Raw genomic sequence first — 19,263 nt, forward strand, 5'->3', positions numbered from 1 at the left:
ACGTGCCGTAGCGAGGGGCCGGACCCCGTGGTCCGGCCCCTCGCTCCCCCTCCGGTGCCCCTCCGGGGCGGGAGCCGTGGCGCCCGTGGCACACTCGTGCGGTCGACAGGCGCCGATGTCGACGCTGTCACCGTCCGGTGCAGCAGCTGGGTGGGGACCCCTGGACCCCACCCATTCGCTAGAACGCCGTTCCAGCGAACTCATGATGCGTTCGAAGGGCTCCGATGTCAACAGACCGGGCGTACGACAACAGCTCGCGTGCGGAAGCAGCCCTGGCCACCCGGCGCCGGATCATCGAGGCCGCGGGCGAGATGCTCCTGCGCGACGGCTACCACGCCATGTCGGTGAGCGCGCTCGCCGCGAACGCCGGGGTCAGCGCGCAGACCGTCTACAACGCCATCGGCGGCAAGGCGGCCGTCGTCAAGGCGGTCTACGACGTGCTCCTCGTCGGTGACGACGCGCCCGTCGCGATGCAGGACCGGCCGGAGTTCCGCGCCATGTCGACGGCCCCCGACCGCGAGGGCTTCGTCCGGGCCTACGCCGCGTTGTGCGCGACGATCTACGAGCGGGTCGGACCGCTTCTCGGCGTGCTCCTGGCCCAGGGCGCCGGCGGCGACACGGGCTTGCAGGACTTCGTCGCGACGATCGACCGCGAGCGTCGGGCCGGCAACACGAACGCCCTCAACGCCCTCGAGGCGGCCCACGGGCTGCCGCCGCAGCTCGACCGCGAGCGTTTCATCGACATCGTCTGGACCGTGACCTCGCCGGAGATCTACGACCGTTTCGTGCGACGCTGCGGGTGGACCCACGCGATGTATGCCGCCTGGCTGGCCGAGGCGGTCGTCGCGATCTTCGACCGCGCCAGCAGCGCCGAGCAGGAGGACTGACGATGCCCCGCCAGATCGCGAGCAACACCGAGGTCGACCGCGACGCGATGCTCGACTTCGTCCGTCCGCGCCACTCGATGGTGCTCATGACGCAACGCGCCGACGGGCGACCGCAGGCCTCGCCGGTCACGGGCGGCGTCGACGAGCAGGGACGCATCGTCATCTCGACCTACCCCGAGCGCGCCAAGACGACGAACGCCCGACGCCGACCGCAGGTCAGCGTCCTCGTCCTGTCCGACGACTTCGGCGGCGAGTGGGTGCAGGTCGACGGCGACTGCGAGGTCATCGACCTGCCGGACTCCGTCGAGCCCCTCGTCGACTACTTCCGCGCCATCTCGGGCGAGCACCCCGACTGGGACGAGTACCGCCAGGCGATGCGCGACCAGGGCAAGTCCCTGCTTCGTGTCACGCCCACCCGATGGGGTCCGGTCGCCAAGGGCGGCTTCCCCGCCCGCCTCGCCTGAGGTCGCCCGTGCTGCGCGTCGGAGTCACCGGAGGGATCGGGTCGGGCAAGTCCACGGTGTCGCGACGGCTGGCCGAGCTGGGCGCCCACGTCATCGACGCGGACGCGGTCGCCCGCGAGGTCGTCGAGCCGGGGGAGCCCACCCTGCAACGGATCTGGGCGCGCTTCGGGGACGCGGTCGTCCGTGACGACGGGAGCCTCGACCGGGCTGCCCTGGCCGCGATCGTCTTCCCCGACCGCGAGGCCCTCGACGCGCTCGACGCCATCACCGGACCCGCGATCGCGGCCCGCGTCGCAGAACGTCGGGCCGCCGCTCCTGACGACACCGTCTCCGTCTACGACATGCCCCTCCTCGTCGAGCGCGGGCTCTGGGTGCACGAGCACCTCACCGTCGTCGTCGAGACCGACGTCGAGACGCGGGTGCGCCGGCTCGTCGGAGAGCGTGGCCTGGACGAGACGGACGCCCGGCACCGCATCGCCGCCCAGGCGACCGACGCCCAGCGCCGTGCGGTCGCCGACGTCGTGCTCGACAACTCCGGCACGCCCGACGACCTCGCGCGCGCCGTGGACGCCCTCTGGCACGAGCGGCTCGTGCCCTACGAGGGCAACCTCGTGACCGGCACCCGGTCACGCCGGCCGGACCTCGCGCGCGAGTGCGTCGTCGACCCCCGCGCGGACTGGGAGCCACGCGCCGAGCGGGTCGTCGCCCGTCTCGCCGCGGCGCTCGCGCCCACCGGCGTCGCCACCGAGGTGTCGCACATCGGCTCCACGTCCGTGCAGGGACTCCTCGCCAAGGACGTCATCGACGTCCAGGTCGGGCTACGCCACCTCTCCGACGCCGACCGGGACGATGTGCTGCGGGCGCTCCGGGACGCCGGCTACGTCTTCTCCCACGGCATCCACAGCGACACGCCCCACCCGGTCGGGTCCGACCCGGCCGCATGGACCAAGCGTTTCCTCGGCGGCTGCGACCCGGGCAGCCACGTCCACGTCCACGTGCGCGAGCACGGCTCCGTGGGCTGGCGATTCGCGCTCCTGTTCCGCGACTGGCTGCGCCACGAGCCCGCCGAGCGGGACGCGTATGCCACGGAGAAGCACCGGCTGCTCGGCCTGCACGAGGCCACCTCGGACTACGTCGTGGCCAAGGAGGCGTGGTTCGAGGGCGCGTGGCAGCGCGCGACGGACTGGGCCGAGCGCACCGGCTGGCAGCCGCGGTAGGGAGCACCCGGCATACGCAGGGGGCGCTCGGTGTTGAGCGTGACATGCGTGGTGAGTACAAGGTCCCCGGTGGAAAGCTCGTGGCGGTCGACCTCGAGGAGGTGGACGGCAGACTCGCCCGGGTGAGCGTGTCCGGCGACTTCTTCCTCGAGCCCGACGAGGCGCTCGGCGACATCAACGCAGCGCTGACGGGCATGTCCGTGGACGCCGGTGTCGAGCAGCTGGCCGGCGCCGTCACGGGCGCCCTCGCCGCCGACGTGTCGCTCATCGGCTTCACGGCCGAGTCGATCGGCATCGCGATCCGCCGTGCCCTCGGCAAGGCGACGGGGTGGGACGACCACGCCTTCGACGTCATCCCGGCGCGCGTGCTCGACCCAGCGCTGCACGTCGCGCTCGACGAGGTCATCGCCCGCGAGGTCGCGGCGGGGGAGCGGCCGCCGACGCTGCGCTTCTGGGACTGGGACAGCCCACTCGTCGTCATCGGCTCGTTCCAGTCGGTCCGCAACGAGGTCGACCCCGACGGGGCCGAACGCCACGGCATCGACGTCGTGCGGCGCGTCTCCGGGGGCGGCGCCATGTTCATGGAGCCCGGCAACACCATCACGTACTCGCTCGTCGTGCCCACCTCCCTCGTCGAGGGACTGAGCTTCGAGCGGTCCTACTCCTTCCTCGACGAGTGGGTCATCGAGGCACTCGCCGACGTCGGCGTGACGGCCCACTTCGTGCCGCTCAACGACATCGCGAGCGACCACGGCAAGATCGGCGGCGCCGCGCAGAAGCGCTTCGCGTCGGGCGCGGTCCTGCACCACGTGACGATGGCCTACGACATCGACGCGGACAAGATGCTCGAGGTGCTGCGGATCGGCCGCGAGAAGATGAGCGACAAGGGCACGAAGTCGGCCAACAAGCGCGTCGACCCGATGCGCTCGCAGACCGGGATGACGCGGGACGCGATCCTCGAGTCGTTCGCGGCGTCGTTCGCCCGGCGCTACCGGACGACGGTCTCCGACTACACCGACGCCGAGCTCGCCGAGGCCCAGCGTCTCGTCGACGAGAAGTTCGCGACCCCGGGGTGGACCCACCGCGTCCCGTGATGTCGAGACCGGCGTGTCCGCTCCGACGTCCCTCCCGAGGCGGCAGACTGGCCGCCCGCGAACCGAAGGGACATCCCATGAAGTACGTCATCCTCATCCACTCCAACCCGCAGCCCTGGGGCCACCCGACGGGTGCCTTCATGCCCGAGGCGCTCGCCCGCCCGCAGGAGGAGCGCGACGCCGGTGGTGCGGCCTTCGACGCGATGCTCGAGGAGCTGTCGAAGAGCGGAGAGCTCAAGGGCGGTGAGGCGCTCGGCGCCCCCGCCTCGGCACGGATCTACCGCTGGTCGGAGAGTGGGACCGTCTCGACGGACGGGCCGTACGCCGAGAGCAAGGAGCACCTCGCGGGCTTCTTCCTGCTCGACGTGGCGTCCCGGGAGCGCGCGGAGGAGCTCGCCGTGAACTTCGCGGGGCCGGGCGACACCGTCGAGCTCCGCCCCGCCTACGTCTGGGAGGAGTAGGCGAGTGGGCGCTGTCGGTCGTGCGACGTACGGTTGAGCCATGCGTCCCACGACCGACCTCCAGCGCACGGTGGCACCCTTCGAGGTGATCTCCGAGTACACCCCGAGCGGTGACCAGCCCACGGCGATCGCCGAGCTCGCGAAGCGCGTCCGGGCCGGCGACACCGACACCGTGCTGCTCGGTGCCACCGGCACCGGCAAGTCGGCGACGACGGCCTGGCTCATCGAGCAGGTCCAGCGGCCGACCCTCGTCATGGCGCCCAACAAGACGCTCGCCGCGCAGCTGGCCAACGAGTTCCGCGAGCTGCTGCCCAACAACGCCGTCGAGTACTTCGTCAGCTATTACGACTACTACCAGCCCGAGGCGTACATCCCGCAGACGGACACCTACATCGAGAAGGACAGCTCGGTCAACGACGAGGTCGAGCGGCTGCGGCACTCGGCGACCAACTCGCTGCTGACCCGGCGTGACGTCATCGTCGTCGCCTCGGTGTCGTGCATCTACGGCCTCGGCACGCCCCAGGAGTACGTCGACCGGATGGCCCGGCTCAAGGTCGGCCAGGAGGTCGTGCGCGACGACCTGCTCCGGCGCTTCGTCGAGATGCAGTACACCCGCAACGACCTCGCCTTCACCCGCGGCACCTTCCGCGTCAGGGGCGACACCGTCGAGATCATCCCCGTCTACGAGGAGCTCGCGATCCGCATCGAGTTCTTCGGCGACGAGATCGAGCGCATCTACACCCTGCACCCCGTGACCGGCGAGGTCGTCAACGAGGAGCAGGAGATGTACGTCTTCCCGGCGTCGCACTACGTCGCCGGCCCCGAGCGGATGGAGCGGGCGATCCGCGGCATCGAGCTCGAGCTCGAGGACCAGCTGGCCCTCTTCGAGAAGCAGGGCAAGCTCCTCGAGGCCCAGCGCCTGCGCATGCGCACGACCTACGACCTCGAGATGATGCGGCAGGTCGGCTTCTGCAACGGCATCGAGAACTACAGCCGCCACATCGACGGCCGCACGTCCGGCTCGGCCCCGAACTGCCTCATCGACTACTTCCCGGAGGACTTCCTCCTCGTCCTCGACGAGTCGCACCAGACGGTGCCGCAGATCGGCGCGATGTACGAAGGCGACATGTCCCGCAAGCGGATGCTCGTCGAGCACGGCTTCCGTCTCCCGAGCGCCATGGACAACCGGCCGCTGAAGTGGGAGGAGTTCCTCGAGCGCATCGGGCAGACGGTCTACCTCTCGGCGACACCGGGGGAGTACGAGCTGGCCAAGTCCGGACCGCCGGTCGAGCAGATCATCCGACCCACCGGTCTCATCGACCCCCAGGTCGTGCTCAAGCCGACCAAGGGCCAGATCGACGACCTCATGCACGAGATCCAGGAGCGCACCAAGCGCAACGAGCGCGTCCTCGTCACGACCCTGACGAAGAAGATGGCCGAGGACCTCACCGACTACCTCCTCGACAAGGGCATCCGGGTCCGCTACCTCCACAGCGACATCGACACGCTGCGGCGGGTCGAGCTGCTCCGCGAGCTGCGCAGCGGCGTCTTCGACGTCCTCGTCGGCATCAACCTGCTCCGCGAGGGCCTCGACCTGCCCGAGGTCTCGCTCGTCTCGATCCTCGACGCGGACAAGGAGGGCTTCCTCCGCTCGGCCCGGTCCCTCATCCAGACGATCGGACGCGCGGCCCGAAACGTGTCCGGCCAGGTGCACATGTATGCCGACAAGATCACTCCGTCGATGGAGCAGGCCCTCGACGAGACCAACCGGCGCCGCGAGAAGCAGATCGCCTACAACACCGAGCACGGCATCGACCCGACGCCGCTGCGCAAGAAGATCGCCGACATCACCGACCTGCTCGAGCGTGAGGACGCCGACACGCAGGAGCTGCTCGGCTCCGGGCGCATGCAGTCCCGCGGCAAGAGCGGCGCCGGTCGTGGCGCCATGGCCGCCGACGTCGGGGTGTCCGCCGGTGGCACGACCAACCGCCCGGCCGACATGGCGGCGGCCGACCTCGCCGGGCTCATCCAGGAGCTCACGACCCAGATGCACCAGGCGGCGACCGAGCTGCACTTCGAGCTCGCCGCGCGCCTGCGCGACGAGATCGGCGACCTCAAGAAGGAGCTGCGGCAGATGAGTGCCGCGACGCGGTGATGTCCCGTGATGGCTCGGTGACGGCTCGGTGACGGCCCCGTGGTGACCCAGGGTCCCGGCGTGGCGGCACGGCTCCGCGCGGCCGCCCTCGCGCTGCCCGGGGCGTGGGAGGACTCGCCGTGGGACGGCGACACCGTCGCCAAGGTCGGCGACAAGATCTTCGTCTTCCTCGGCGACGACTCGATCGGGGTCAAGAGCGCCCGCAGCCGCACCGAGGCCGACGAGTGGCTGCTCCGCTACCCCGACGACGCCTCGGTCATGGCCTACATCGGCCGGCACGGATGGAACACCCTGCGCACGACGGGGGCGATCGACCCCGACGAGCTCCTCGAGGCGATCGAGACCTCCTACGAGATCGTCGTCTCGGGCCTGCCGCGCGGCAGGCGCCCCGGGACGGTCGGCTGAGCGCCATGCGACCCGCCACCCGTCGTGCTCACGGGGCGGACCGATTTGAGGAGCGCCGCTCGGAGTGAAAGACTCAGGCGTTCACGGAGGGGAGTATCCCCGACACGACGGGCTCGTCATCACGGAGTGGGTCTCACCGCCGCTCCCGGTCCCGTCGGTCCGGCACCACGCCGGGCGGGAGAGACCTCCGGTTACTGCTCTGGTGACCGGAAGGTTGTGCCCATGAACGTTCCCGTGTGGGGTTGGTTCCTCACCATCGGTCTGATGACCGTGTTCCTCGCCGTCGACGTCTTCGTCATCGCACGACGACCCCACGTCCCGTCGATGGCCGAGGCCGGCAGGCACCTGGCCTTCTTCGTCGCCCTCGCCGTGCTCTTCGGACTCTTCATCTGGTTCGAGTGGGGCGGGCAGTACGCCGGGGAGTTCTACGCCGGTTGGCTCACCGAGTACTCGTTGTCCGTCGACAACCTCTTCGTCTTCCTGCTCATCATGGGCAGCTTCAAGGTGCCGAAGAAGCTCCAGCAGTCGGCGCTCATGGTCGGAATCGTCATCGCGATCATCCTGCGCGGCATCTTCATCGGGCTCGGCGCCGTCGTCATCAACGCGTACGCGTGGGTCTTCTACATCTTCGGCGCCTTCCTCGTCTACACGGCGATCAAGCTCGCGACCGGCGGGGAGAGCGACGACGACGAGTACCACGAGAACCGCTTCCTGCTCTGGGTCGAGAAGCGCTTCCCGGCGACCAAGGAGTGGCACGGCACGAGCCTGACGGTGATCGAGAACGGCAAGCGCCTCATCACCCCGATGCTCATCGTCATCCTGGCCCTGGGTACGACCGACCTGCTCTTCGCACTCGACTCGATCCCGGCGATCTACGGCCTGACCAACGAGCCGTACCTCGTCCTGACGGCCAACATCTTCGCCCTGATGGGACTGCGTCAGCTCTACTTCCTCATCGGCGGCCTGCTCAAGAAGCTCGTCTACCTCAGCATCGGCCTCGCGGTCCTGCTCGCCTTCATCGGCGTCAAGCTCGTCATGCACGCGATGCACGAGAACAATTTGCCGTTCATCAACGGCGGCCAGCCGATCGAGAGCGTCCCCGACATCCCGATCATCGTCTCGCTCGGTGCGATCGTCCTGATCCTCGGCGTCACCACCGTCGCGAGCCTCTGGAAGTCCAGCCGGGACGCGAAGCTCGAGGCCGCGAACGGCACTGCCGCCGTCGACGGGGTCGCGGAGGGCGACACCGAGGCTCCCGACGTGGCCCGGGACGCCTCCGCCGGGCGCCCGGCCGAGGAAGGCATGACCACTCCCCGCGCCAGGCACGACCAGCGCTGACGTATGCCGTCACGACGCGCCGTCGACCACCCGGCCGGCGGGCGCGTCACGTCGGGGCGCCCGGACGCCTCCTCCGTCGGGCATTGGCAGCGCCCCTGCGTCGACGGGAAGGACGCTGGCATCACGTGCCCTTGAGCTCCTGGGCCAGCATGACGATGATGCCGCTGGGTCCGCGGACGTAGGTCAGCGTGTAGACGTCCTCGTAGGTCGCCACGCCGCGCAGCGGATGGCACCCGTGCCGTGCAGCAATCGCGAGAGCCTCGTCGATGTCGTCGACCGAGAAGGCGACCCGGTGCATCCCGATCTCGTTGGGCAGGGTGGGCGTCGTCGCGATGGCGATGGGGTGGATGTACTCGAAGAGCTCGAGGCGACCATGCCCGTCCGGCGTCTGGAGCATGGCGATCCTGGCGTGGTTGCCATCGAGTCCCACGGCGGTGTCGGTCCACTCGCCGCTGACCGTGTCCCGACCGACCACCGTCAGTCCGAGGTCGGTGAAGAAGGCGATCGCCGCCTCCAGGTCGTCCACCGCGATGCCGACGTTCTCGAGCTTGATGGGCATGATGCGACGGTACCGAGGCGCGCTGTCGCGATCGTCGCGCCGAGCCCGACGATGTCGAGATCGACGCGGCTCCTGCGTTCCTCGGCAGCCGAGCGGGCCGGACGCAGCCTGCCGCCGGAGGAGGTCCAGCACGCGGACCACCGTCCGTGACCACCGCTCCCGGGATTGCCTCCTGACGTTCCCGCCCGTGGGCGTTGGCCGCGGGTAGGGTCCGAGCATCGGGGGAAGAGGTCCTCCGACGACGACAGGGGAACCTCATGAGGACACGACTGCGCACCGCCGCCGCTGGGCTCGCGCTGACGCTCGCATCGACGCTCGGCGTCGTCGCCGCATCGCCGGCCACGGCTGCCGACCCGGTCGGCTTCGCCAAGGTCAGCAGCTGCGCCGACCCGCAGCTCAACGCGTTCGACAACTGGTCGGGCCACACGCTCGGCGCCTACAAGGACACCAACTGGGTGCCGCAGGGGATGACGTACGACTCCGCCGGCGACTACCTGTACGTCTCGATGTACCACCGTGACGCCGCCGAGGTGCCGCGCGTCGTCGTCTACAAGCGCTCGACGTCCGCGTGGGCCAAGACCATCGAGCTGAGCGGCGTTCCCAAGACGGGACATGCAGGCGGTCTCACGATCGGGCGCGGCAACCTCTACGTCGCCGACAGCGTCGGCGGTGCGCGGATCTACCGCATCCCGATCGACCGCATCCGTGCCGTGCCCGCCGGCACGCGCAAGGCCGTCGGCTACGCCGCGCGATACACCTTGAACAGCCTGACGCGGGCGTCGTACGTCGACTACGACGGTGGCTCTCTCTTCGTCGGCGACTTCTACAACAACGTCATGCGTCGCTACCCGACGTCCGCCGCGGGCGTCGTGACGCTGACCCCCAACGCGTCCTACTCCACCCCGACCATCGTCCAGGGCGTGCAGGTCACGAGCAGCCGATTCGTCTTCAGCCGCTCGTGGGGTCGGGACAACCTGAGCAAGGTCACGACGCAGGTGCGGTCGACGGGTGCGCGCACGAGCCACAACACGCTGCCGATGATGGAAGGGATCGTCTGGGCGCCGCAGTCGGCGGGCTCCTCGGTCAACCGTCTCTACTCCGTCTTCGAGTCGACGTCCAAGGAGTACGCCGACTCCAACTGCCGCACCCACGCCATCTGGAGTGCCTCCAGCGGCTACATCCTCTGACCTGCGGCGCGTCCCCCCTGTCGCCGTCCGCACGTGTGACAGGGGGGAGGCGCCGGTTCCAGAGTCGGCCGAGGCCGCCAAGGACGACAGCCGTCCGACCGCTCCGACCGCTCCGACAGCCCCGACAGCCCGGAGTCGTCAGCGGACGCGGTGGGCGACGACCCAGCCGAGCAGGGCGGGGACGGCCATGACGGCGAAGACGGCGGCATACGCCCCGGGGACGGCCGAGCCGGCCCCGGCGAAGACGATGGCCGAGAGGGCGATCGCCGTCGCGGCCCCCGACGAGTCGCCGATCTGCAGGGCCGAGCTGACGAAACCCTGCTCGGTGGACCCGGCGCGCGAGAGAGCCTGGGCCGTCACGCGTGGGTAGAGGGTCCCGATCCCGAGGCCGACGACGGGGAAGAGCGCGATGACGACCCACGTCGGCGCGTCGAGCGCCACGGCACCAGCGAGGGCGAGGAGGGCGAGGGCGATCGCGGCGAGGGAGACGGCTGCCGTGCGACCGATCTCGAAATGGCGGTCCCACCGGCCCTGGACCCACGACCCGGCGAACCACGTGACACCCGTGACGGTGAGGGCGACGCCGGCGAGGCTGGGGCTGAGGCCGTCGCGTTCGGTCAGCAGGCGCGGCAGGTAGACCTCGGCGCCGCTGAACGCGGCGAAGGCGAGGGCACGCAGCGCGACATCGGTCGGCAGCCCCCGGGCGGCCCGCAACGTCCCGCGCGGCGTGAGCGGCAGCAGGGTGAGGCCCACGACGACGAGGGCGATCACGGCCAGGGTGATGCCCCACGGGTCGATCCGGTCGGCGACCGCGTTGAGACCGAGCACGGCGACGGCGAGCACGACCGACGCGGCGATCGACCGCCACCGCCACGGCACGTCGACGACGTCCTGCCGCAGTCCCGTGATGATGCGGCCGAGCAGCACGGCTGCCACGACGAGGACGACGAGGGCCAGCCCGAAGACCCAGCGCCAGCCGATCGTCTGGGTGATGAGGCCGGCCACGAAGGGGCCGGCGATCGACGGCACGACCCAGGCGGCCGAGAAGCCGGCGAGGATCGCCGTGTGCAGCCGCTGCGGGTAGACCCGGGTCACGAGGACGTAGAGCGCGGTGCTCGTCATGCCTGCCCCGAGGCCCTGCACGACACGGGCGGCCACGAGCAGTCCCATCGACGGAGCCAGACCCGCGACGACGAGACCGGCGGCGAAGAGCACCAGCCCGATGAGCAGGGGCGGCCGGGGTCCGCGACGGTCGGCGAGGTTGCCGGACCACACGATGCTGACGATCCCCGATGCGAGCGTGGCCGTGAAGGCCATGGCATACAGGGACGCGCCGTCGAGCTCGCGGGCGATCGTCGGCATGACGGTCGTCAGGGCGAGTGCCTCGAAGGCGTGCAGGGAGACGAGGGCGATGACGCCGATGGTCGTGGCCCGCAGCGCGGGGGCCAGGATGCCGCCGCCTGCGTCGGGGACGGCCGCGTCGGTGTCAGGGCGCATCGTGCTCGAGGTCATCCGGCGACGGTAGGACCTCACGTGGACTTGAGGTCAAGCGGAAGGCGCCGTGGCGCATCAGCCCGGGCCCATCGCGGCGTCCGGTGACTCGGGACGCGACTGGGCGCCGAGGACGATGACGCTGGCGAGGACGACGAGCGCCATACCGGCCACCTGCCCTCGGTCGAGCACCTGGTCGAGGACGACGAACCCCGCGAGGGCTGCGACGACGGGCTCGAGGCTGAGCAGGATGCCGAACACCCGTTGCGCGAGATGGCGCAGGGCGACGAGCTCGAGGGAGTAGGGCAGCACGGAGGACAGGACGGCGATGCAGAGACCGAGGGCGACGTCCCGCGGCGTCCAGCGGTCGACCGACGTCAGCCCGAGCGGCGCGACCGCGACCGTCGACACGATGAGGGCGAGGGCGAGCCCGTCGAGCCCCCCGAAGGCCTTCCCGGTGCGCTGGCTGAGGACGATGTAGGCCGCCCAGAAGACGCCCGCGAGCGCCGCGAAACCGACGCCCACGAGGTCGAGCCGGTCCCACGACGTGTGCAGCACGCCGGAGACGAGCACGACGCCGAGGGCTGCCGCGGCGACCGCCAGGACGTCCCGCGGCCGACGGCTCAGCGCGGCCGCGAGGCCCAGCGGGCCGAGGAACTCGATCGTCACGGCCACGCCGATGGGAAGGTGGGCCAGGGAGGCGTAGAACGAGGTGTTCATCGCCGCGAGCGCCAGCCCGAAGAGCACGACGGTGCCCCAGTCGGACCGGCTGCGACCGCGCCACGCAGGCCGCGCGACGGCATACAGGATGACCATCGCGAAGAAGAGGCGAAGCAGCACCGAGCCGGGTGCCCCGATGCGGGGGACGAGCGTGGCGGCGAAGGCGCCACCGAACTGGACGGAGACGACACCGCCGAGGACGAGCAGGGGAGCGCTGCGGTGGTCGACGCTCACGGCATCGGCAGGCGCCCGGCGGCGACGAGGGTGGCGAGGCGGTCGGCGGGCAGGTCCTCCTCGACGAGCACGCCTCCGGTCTCCGAGGCGTGGACCATCCGCCCGGGTCGCACGACGATGCCCACGTGGTGGATCCGCCTGCCCGGCCGGGCGAAGAAGTAGAGGTCGCCCGCCTGCACGGCGTCGACCTCGACCGGCGTCGCGAGCTCCGCCTGGGCGTACGCGTCGCGGGCCACGACGACCCCGAGGAGGCGCCACGTGTGCAGCACGAGTCCAGAGCAGTCGAAGCCGAGGGGGGACACACCGGACCACAGGTAGGGCAGCCCGAGGTGGCGGCGGGCCTCGGCGACGGACGGGTGCGTGTCGTCACGGTCCGCCCCGGCGGAGGCGTCGATGACGGGCGTCGGCCCCTCCACGAGGGTCTCGGCCGCCGGCGTCAGGTGCGCCGAGGGCACCCACCCCGGGTAGCCGCGGTCGTCCTTGGGGGAGAGCTGCCACGGTGCCACGACGTGGGACCACGTGCCCGACTCGGTGGTCTCGGTCACGACGACGGGCTCCCCGGCCAGCAGCTGCGACTCGACCCGGCCGTGCAGGCCGAGCCTTCCGTCGCCGGACTCGTCGTCGGCGGGGCGTGCGTCGAGCGCGGCGAGCCACGCCGCGGCATCGGGCTCGTCGGCGACGACGGGCGCGTCGACGGGGCGCGGGCTCCCCGGGCTGGACCAGACCGTCGTCACGGGGACGCGGACGAGATGGGTGGCGGTGACGGCGTGGACGGCGACGGACGAGCTCACGCCCGTCATCCTCGCACCCGGCTCCCGGCCTCGCTCACGCCGGCCAGGCGCTGGACCCCGCGACGTGAACGGGCCGACCGTCGACGGTCACCTCCCACACGAGGTGCTCCGGTGTCCGCTCCCACGTGAGGACCGGCTCGGCCGTGCGGGCGCCCTCGCCGGCACCGGTGGCAGCCATCGCCGTGGCTGTGATGGTCGTCGGGTCGGTCCAGAGGAGCGCCGGCGGGCACGACTCGAGGTCGCCCTCGTGACGCTGGAACGTCGACCACCGGCGTACGCGTGCAGCGGGCTCGCGGACGTCGGCGCCGTCCGTGCGTGGCGGAGACGTCGCGACGTCGACGAGCGCGAAACCGACGAGGCGCTCGCCGGTGGTGACGGGCACGAACCAGCGCCCGACCTCGGCCACGGGGTCGGCCGACGCGCCTGGCGGAGCCGGTGCCCGGACCGGCACCGGGCGGCCGATGACGCCCCGACGGTGCACGAGTGGACCGACCCGGCTCGCGTCCGCGACGAGCTGCTGGGTCGCCCCCCGGGCGCGCTCGGCGAGACTCGACCCGTCGTCGGGTGTCTCGCCCGGCCGGTCGGCGTCGCGCTCCATCAGGCCAGTGTGACCTGCGCGGTGAAGGTGCGGCGGTAGGTCGTCACGTCGAAGTTCTCCCACCGCGTGACGACGCCGGAGCTCGGCGGCCACGGGTCGAAGACGGTGAGCCCACGGTCCGTGGCCGTCAGCAGCAGCCACCCCGTCTCGGAGTAGCCGACGACGGTGCGCGAGTGGCCCGGCACGAAGCTGACGAGCGGCCGGTTGGCGTTGATCTCGTTGACGAAACGCGAGAACGGGTTCGTCGTGAACATCGTCGCGTCGAGGGCGTTGCTGCTGAGCCGCTCGAGGACCGTGACGACGAGTGCGTCGTTCGCGTAGGGCAGACCCGTCGGGCTCGACGGCGTGCCGAGACCGAGCTCGGCGGCGACCCGCACCTGGTCGTACTCGTAGCGGTAGAAGTCGAGCAGCATCTGCACGCTCGCGGCGACGCACCACACGTTGGTCTGCTGGCCCCGCAGCTCGTAGCAGACCTGGTGGTCGCTGTTGCGCGTGGTGTAGTGCAGGTCCCGGCGCCGCGTGCGCAGCAGGATGTCGACGGTGTCGACGACGGAGATCGTGAAGCGGTCCCGGTCGAGGCGCTCGACGAGCCGCGACAGCTCGCCGACCGCGGTGTCGTAGCGCGCGGCCCGGGACTCGCGAGCCTTCGCGGTGAGGCTGCCGAGGAAGGACCAGCGCTCGAAGTCGGCCGGCGGCGCGCCGCGCTCGCGCTTGCTCGCCGACGGCACGACCTCCCACGTGTGCAGCTCGAGCATCGCGACCTCGCGCCCCTCGCGCCGGAGCTGGAGGGCGAGCTTCGGGTGGCTGTAGTCCACGAAGCGCACCTCGTCGACCTCCACCTGCGTGCCGTCGTTCTGCTTGGCGAGCACCTCGAGGGCCTGTTCGACGAGGCGCTCGGGCTCCCAGACGGCATCGGGCGAGGCGGCGACGAGGACGGCGCCCATCGCGGGGCTCGCCGCGACGTCGAGGTAGCCACGAGCCTTCCTGCCCCCGAGACGGGCCCGCCAGAAGAGAACGTCTCCCGACAGGTCGTGCACCGGGGTCGCTGCCGACTCGACCTCCGCGCCCGAGATCGAGCGCGGGAGCGCGTCGACGCTGAGCAGCAGGCTGGCGTGGGTGGCGGCGAGCGCGACGTAGCGCTCGGACTCCTGGCTGACGACAGGGGTGGTGACGGACATGGGTGACTCCTTCGCACGGTTGCCGGTCAGTGGCCGGCGGTCCGCTGCCTGATACCTCCCTGTCTCTTCCCTCACGAATCGGTGTGGACCTCGGTGAGGTACTGGTCCGCGGGCTCCCGGAGCCGTACCGTCAGGAGTATGGAAGAGCGAATCACCCTGGAGGGATTCGATCCCCCGAAGAACCGCCGTCACGGCCCCGACGGCGACCTCGTCGACGTCCAGGGCTGGCTCCACGCCCCCGTCGACTGGATCGGTGGCCCCCGCCTGGAGCGAGCCTGGCGCGAACGCCACGGCCGCTCGCGCCTCGGCGTCGGCCTCTCCGTCGCGGGCAACCCGCGGCGCCACCTTCTGCTGACCAACGTCCCGCCGGACCTCGACTTCCTCCGGTCCGAGCTCGAGTCGCTCATCGCGGAGTTCGACCCCGACGCGACGTCGGACCTCGAGGACGCCCAGTAGCCGGACGGCCCGTGGCCGCGACCCGGGTGCCGCCCGAGGCCACTGGACACCGGTTCGCGTGTGCCCCGTTCGTGACACCCTGCGCCGGTCCGCCCGTCTCGTCCCGCTCACCTCGACGGGGTGAACCGCCCCAACTCGCCCCCGCGCGCCGGATCCCGCTCGTACGCTGAGCGCGTGGCGAGACCCGCGATCATCACCGTGGACGACGACGCGCCGGTCTCGGCCGCGATCGCCAGGGACCTGCGGGCCCGCTACGGCGCCGAGCACCGCATCCTGCGCGCCTCCTCCGGGGCCGAGGCGCTCGACCTCGTGGCCCGCCTCGTCCTGCGCGGCCAGCCCCTCGCGCTCGTCGCGTCCGACCAGCGGATGCCCGGGATGACGGGCATCGAGCTGCTGGCCCGGGTGCGGGTCGACGTCCCGGACGCCAAGCTCCTGCTGCTCACGGCGTACGCCGACACGGACGTCGCGATCTCGGCCATCAACGACATCGGGCTCGACCACTACCTCCTCAAGCCGTGGGACCCGCCCGAGGACCGGCTCTACCCCGTCGTCGACGACCTGCTCTCCGACTGGCACAACGCCCACCCGGAGCGCGGGTTCGACGTCCGCGTCGTGGGCCACCGGTGGTCCGAGGCGAGCCACCTCGTCAAGACGTTCCTCGCCAACAACCACGTGCCGTACGTCTGGCTCGACGTGGAGCGCGACGAGGAGGGGGCTCACCTGCGCGACCTCGCGGGCGCCGGGCCGGAGGACCTCCCGCTCGTCCTCGTCCCCGACGGCGACACCCTCCGCGCCCCGACAACGGTCGCCGTCGCGTCGGCCCTGGGGCTGCGCACCCAGGCCGAGCGCGCCCTCTACGACCTCTGCATCGTCGGCGGCGGACCGGCAGGGCTCGCCGCCGCGGTCTACGCCGCGTCCGAGGGCCTGAGCACCGTGGTCGTCGAGCACGACGCCCCCGGCGGGCAGGCCGGGCAGAGCGCGGCGATCGAGAACTACCTCGGCTTCCCGCGTGGCCTCTCCGGTGCCGACCTCGCGCAGCGGGCGATCACCCAGGCCCGCCGCTTCGGCGCCGAGATGGTGCTCGCCCGGGACGTCATGGCGCTCGAGCAGCGCGGACCGGTCCGTGCCGTCCGCCTCGACGGAGCCGACGACATCGAGGCGCGCAGCGTCGTCCTCGCGACCGGCGTGTCCTACCGACGCCTCGACGCCCGTGGCATCGACGCCCTCTCGGGACGTGGCGTGCACTACGGGTCCAACGCCGGCCAGGCGGCGGCGTGTGCGGGGGACGAGGTCTACGTCGTCGGCGCCGCCAACTCGGCCGGCCAGGCGGTGCTCAACCTCGCCCGCCACGCCAGGCGCGTCACACTCGTCGTCCGCGGCGAGTCGCTCGAGGCGAGCATGTCGCAGTACCTCGTCACGCGGATCCGCGCCGACGAGCGCATCCGCGTCCTGTGTCGCACCGAGGTCGTCGGCGCGGACGGCGACGGCCACCTGGAGCGGCTGACCCTCTCGGACCGGCACACCGGCGCCACGACGGAGGTCGAGGCCGCCTGGCTCTTCGTCTACATCGGCGCTTCGCCGCGCACCGACTGGCTCGGCGCCGACGTCGCACGTGACGAGCACGGCTTCGTCGTCACCGGCCACGACCTCGTCACCGGGCAGCAGGCGCACGGCTGGCCGTTGTCCCGCCCACCGTTCGCCCTGGAGACGAGCCTGCCTGGGGTCTTCGCGGCGGGCGACGTGCGCTCGGACTCGATGAAGCGCGTCGCGTCCGCCGTCGGCGAGGGCTCGATGTCGGTCTACTTCGTCCACCGCTACCTCGCCACGATCTGACCGGCAGACGGGACCCGCGATGCTCGAGCTCTCCGACCTCCGCACGGTGCCGCTCTTCGACGGACTGGACGACGACCAGCTGCTGCAGCTGCTCGACGGCGGCGCCGAGGTGCCGATCGTCCCCGGCGAGGTGGTCTGGCTGGAGGGTGACCGGGCCGACTTCTGGTGGGTCGTCGTGGACGGGACGCTCGACCTCTCGCGTCACATCGGGCGAGAGGACGTCGTCGTCGGCCGCATGGACGTACCGGGTCGCTGGGCCGGTGGGTTCCGGGCCTGGGACGAGCACGGGGTCTACCTCGCGACGGCCCGTGGCGTCGCGCCCGGGCGGCTGTTGCGGGTCCCGGCCGAGCGCCTCCACGAGCTCGCGAACGTGTGGTTCCCCTTCGCCGCGCACCTCGTCGCCGGCCTCTACGGCACGGCGCGGTCGATCGAGGCGACGGCCCGCCAGCGCAGCGGGCTCGTCACGCTCGGGACGCTCGCGGCCGGGCTGGCCCACGAGATCAACAACCCCGCGGCTGCCGCGGCCCGGTCGTCCGCCGAGCTGGAGCACGCCTGCGACGGTCTGCTCGATGCCCTGCGCCAGATGGCGACGGCCGGCCTGACCGCGACCCAGTTCGGTGAGCTCGACGCGCTGCGCCGCGAGCTCGTGCCGCCGACGACGTTGCCCGACCCGCTCGAGACGGCCGACCGCGAGGAGGACCTGGGGGAGTGGCTCGACCGGGCCGGGGTCGAGCGGCCGTGGGAGCTCGCCGCGTCCCTCGTCTCCGCCGGCGCCGACGTCGGCTGGGTCGAGCGGGCCGCCGCCGCGGCACCGTCCCACGGGCTCGGCGCCTGTCTCGGCTGGGTGGCCCGCACCATCGACGTCTCATCGCTCCTCGGCGAGGTGCGCGAGTCGACCCGCCGCGTGTCCGAGCTCGTCGCCGGCATCAAGTCCTACTCGCAGATGGACCGCGCCTCGCACCAGCGGGTCGACGTCCGAGAGGGGCTCGAGAGCACCCTGCTCGTCATGGGTCCTCGGCTCCGTCCGGGCATCACGGTGGTGCGCGACTGGGGCGCTGACGTGCCGCTCGTCGACGGGATGCCGGGCGAGCTCAACCAGGTCTGGACCAACCTCGTCGACAACGCCGTCGACGCCATGGACGGCGTCGGCACCCTCACCGTCACGACGCGCCTCGACGCGGAGTCCGTCGTCGTCGAGGTCGCGGACACCGGCGCGGGGATGAGCCCGGAGGTGCAGCAGCGCGCGTTCGAGGCGTTCTACACGACCAAGGACGTCGGCCGCGGGACCGGCCTCGGCCTCGACATCGCCCACCGCATCGTCGTCGATCGCCACGGCGGGGCGATCGAGATCGAGTCACGGCCGGGCGACACCCGCATGCGCGTGCGCCTCCCGGTCCACGCCGCCCACGCTCCCGCGCCCTGACCACCGGGCCGGCGGGACGGCATACGCCATCGCGTCGTCAGCGTGTGGTCACCGATGGCGTATGCCGTCCCGCCACGTCAGGCGGTCACCAGCCGCGGGCGCGCCACTCGCCCAGGTGCGGCCGCTCCGCGCCGAGGGTGGAGTCGTCGCCGTGGCCGGGGTAGAACCACGTGTCGTCGTCGTAGACGTCGAAGACGCGGGTCGTGACGTCCTCGATGAGCGAGTCGAAGCTCTGCCCGGGGTTCTTCGTGTTGCCGATGCCGCCGGGGAAGAGGCTGTCGCCGGTGAAGAGGTGGGTGTGCCCGCCCGGCGCGGGGTCGGCGTAGGCGAGCGCGATCGACCCCGGCGTGTGTCCCCGCAGGTGGACGACGTCGAGGGTCACGTCGCCGACGGACACGCTGTCGGCCTGGCCGACGCGCTCGTCGACCGGCACGGGCAGCGCGTCGGCGTCCTCGGCGCCGGCGACGGTGCGGGCGCCCGTCGCCGCGACGACCTCGGCGAGCGCACCGACGTGGTCGTGGTGCTGGTGCGTCGTGACGACGGTGTCGAGGCCACCGCCTCCGGTGGACACGAGCTCGAGCAGTCGCTCGGGCTCCGCCGCCGCGTCGACGAGCAGCTGCGCCCCGGTGGCGCGACAGGTCAGCAGGTAGGCGTTGTTGCCGAAGCCGCCGACCTCGAGCTTGCGGATCGTGAGGTCGGGCAGCTCCCGGACGCCGGCCGGCCCGCCCGCGGTGACGTGACCGGAGTAGGCGTCATGGGGCGTGTGCGTCAT

The 19,263-nt window shown here is 71.7% G+C and carries 19 protein-coding genes; 12 read left to right on the forward strand and 7 right to left on the reverse strand.

The genetic code is table 11. The annotated features are described in order from the left end of the window. Positions 1-224 precede the first annotated feature (224 nt). From ASE25_RS18525 to ASE25_RS18560, 8 genes are all read left to right on the forward strand, one after another. A complete protein-coding gene (locus ASE25_RS18525) occupies positions 225-887 on the forward strand; it encodes a TetR/AcrR family transcriptional regulator (protein WP_082619829.1) in 663 nt (220 codons plus the stop codon). A 2-nt stretch (positions 888-889) separates the two neighbouring features. Continuing rightward, positions 890-1,351, forward strand: coding sequence for a PPOX class F420-dependent oxidoreductase (locus ASE25_RS18530; protein WP_056776663.1), 462 nt, complete (start codon positions 890-892; stop codon positions 1,349-1,351). 8 nt (positions 1,352-1,359) lie between these two features. Beyond that, positions 1,360-2,568 carry a dephospho-CoA kinase gene (coaE, locus tag ASE25_RS18535; protein WP_056826969.1) on the forward strand — a complete coding sequence of 403 codons (1,209 nt, stop codon included), beginning with the start codon at positions 1,360-1,362 and terminating at the stop codon, positions 2,566-2,568. Between the two features lie 44 nt (positions 2,569-2,612). After that, positions 2,613-3,662, forward strand: a complete 1,050-nt coding sequence (locus ASE25_RS18540; RefSeq protein ID WP_056826970.1) for a biotin/lipoate A/B protein ligase family protein — start codon at positions 2,613-2,615, stop codon at positions 3,660-3,662. Positions 3,663-3,739: 77 nt separating this feature from the next. Then, on the forward strand, positions 3,740-4,123 hold the full coding sequence (locus tag ASE25_RS18545) for a YciI family protein (protein ID WP_056776671.1): 384 nt from the start codon (positions 3,740-3,742) through the stop codon (positions 4,121-4,123). Positions 4,124-4,163: 40 nt separating this feature from the next. Further along, positions 4,164-6,278 carry an excinuclease ABC subunit UvrB gene (gene uvrB / locus ASE25_RS18550; RefSeq protein WP_056826971.1) on the forward strand — a complete coding sequence of 705 codons (2,115 nt, stop codon included), beginning with the start codon at positions 4,164-4,166 and terminating at the stop codon, positions 6,276-6,278. Positions 6,279-6,338: 60 nt separating this feature from the next. After that, positions 6,339-6,683 carry an MmcQ/YjbR family DNA-binding protein gene (locus ASE25_RS18555; RefSeq protein ID WP_056777727.1) on the forward strand — a complete coding sequence of 115 codons (345 nt, stop codon included), beginning with the start codon at positions 6,339-6,341 and terminating at the stop codon, positions 6,681-6,683. Between the two features lie 222 nt (positions 6,684-6,905). Then, positions 6,906-8,021 carry a TerC family protein gene (locus ASE25_RS18560; protein ID WP_056826972.1) on the forward strand — a complete coding sequence of 372 codons (1,116 nt, stop codon included), beginning with the start codon at positions 6,906-6,908 and terminating at the stop codon, positions 8,019-8,021. A 121-nt stretch (positions 8,022-8,142) separates the two neighbouring features. Here ASE25_RS18560 and ASE25_RS18565 read toward each other — a convergent pair whose 3' ends face one another. Continuing rightward, complete coding sequence (locus ASE25_RS18565; protein ID WP_056776679.1) at positions 8,143-8,580, reverse strand: VOC family protein; 438 nt, start codon at positions 8,578-8,580, stop codon at positions 8,143-8,145. 257 nt (positions 8,581-8,837) lie between these two features. On the opposite strand from ASE25_RS18565, the gene ASE25_RS18570 reads away from it, so the two are divergent. Further along, positions 8,838-9,767 carry a hypothetical protein gene (locus ASE25_RS18570; protein WP_056826973.1) on the forward strand — a complete coding sequence of 310 codons (930 nt, stop codon included), beginning with the start codon at positions 8,838-8,840 and terminating at the stop codon, positions 9,765-9,767. Between the two features lie 138 nt (positions 9,768-9,905). On the opposite strand, the gene ASE25_RS18575 is transcribed toward ASE25_RS18570, so the two are convergent. Genes ASE25_RS18575 through ASE25_RS18595 form a run of 5 tightly spaced genes read right to left on the reverse strand, consistent with a single transcriptional unit; the run spans position 9,906 to position 14,779 of the window. Next, entirely contained in the window at positions 9,906-11,279 is a 1,374-nt protein-coding gene (locus ASE25_RS18575) for an MFS transporter (protein WP_082622983.1), read from the reverse strand. 57 nt (positions 11,280-11,336) lie between these two features. Beyond that, a complete protein-coding gene (locus ASE25_RS18580) occupies positions 11,337-12,212 on the reverse strand; it encodes a DMT family transporter (protein WP_056826974.1) in 876 nt (291 codons plus the stop codon). Then, on the reverse strand, positions 12,209-13,003 hold the full coding sequence (locus tag ASE25_RS18585; RefSeq protein ID WP_056826975.1) for a C40 family peptidase: 795 nt from the start codon (positions 13,001-13,003) through the stop codon (positions 12,209-12,211). The genes ASE25_RS18580 and ASE25_RS18585 overlap by 4 nt, the downstream gene beginning before the upstream one ends. Before the next feature lie 34 nt (positions 13,004-13,037). Further along, positions 13,038-13,601 (reverse strand): hypothetical protein, encoded by a 564-nt coding sequence (locus tag ASE25_RS18590; RefSeq protein WP_056826976.1) that lies wholly within the window; start codon positions 13,599-13,601, stop codon positions 13,038-13,040. After that, positions 13,601-14,779, reverse strand: coding sequence for a C39 family peptidase (locus ASE25_RS18595; protein ID WP_056776695.1), 1,179 nt, complete (start codon positions 14,777-14,779; stop codon positions 13,601-13,603). Before ASE25_RS18595 ends, ASE25_RS18590 begins: the two co-directional genes overlap by 1 nt. A 138-nt stretch (positions 14,780-14,917) precedes the next feature. Here ASE25_RS18595 and ASE25_RS18600 point away from each other — a divergent pair, with 138 nt between their 5' ends. The 3 genes from ASE25_RS18600 (at position 14,918) to ASE25_RS18610 (ending at position 18,491) form a co-directional block, all read left to right on the forward strand. Next, positions 14,918-15,235, forward strand: a complete 318-nt coding sequence (locus ASE25_RS18600) for a hypothetical protein (protein WP_056776698.1) — start codon at positions 14,918-14,920, stop codon at positions 15,233-15,235. Between the two features lie 174 nt (positions 15,236-15,409). After that, positions 15,410-17,068, forward strand: coding sequence for an FAD-dependent oxidoreductase (locus ASE25_RS18605; protein ID WP_056777733.1), 1,659 nt, complete (start codon positions 15,410-15,412; stop codon positions 17,066-17,068). Between the two features lie 19 nt (positions 17,069-17,087). Beyond that, positions 17,088-18,491, forward strand: a complete 1,404-nt coding sequence (locus ASE25_RS18610) for an ATP-binding protein (protein ID WP_056776701.1) — start codon at positions 17,088-17,090, stop codon at positions 18,489-18,491. A gap of 85 nt (positions 18,492-18,576) precedes the next feature. Here the strand turns inward: ASE25_RS18610 and ASE25_RS18615 are convergent, their stop codons facing one another. Further along, positions 18,577-19,263 carry an MBL fold metallo-hydrolase gene (locus ASE25_RS18615; RefSeq protein ID WP_056776704.1) on the reverse strand — a complete coding sequence of 229 codons (687 nt, stop codon included), beginning with the start codon at positions 19,261-19,263 and terminating at the stop codon, positions 18,577-18,579.

The sequence above is a fragment of the Terrabacter sp. Root85 genome (assembly GCF_001429185.1).
Taxonomy (GTDB): Bacteria; Actinomycetota; Actinomycetes; order Actinomycetales; family Dermatophilaceae; genus Terrabacter.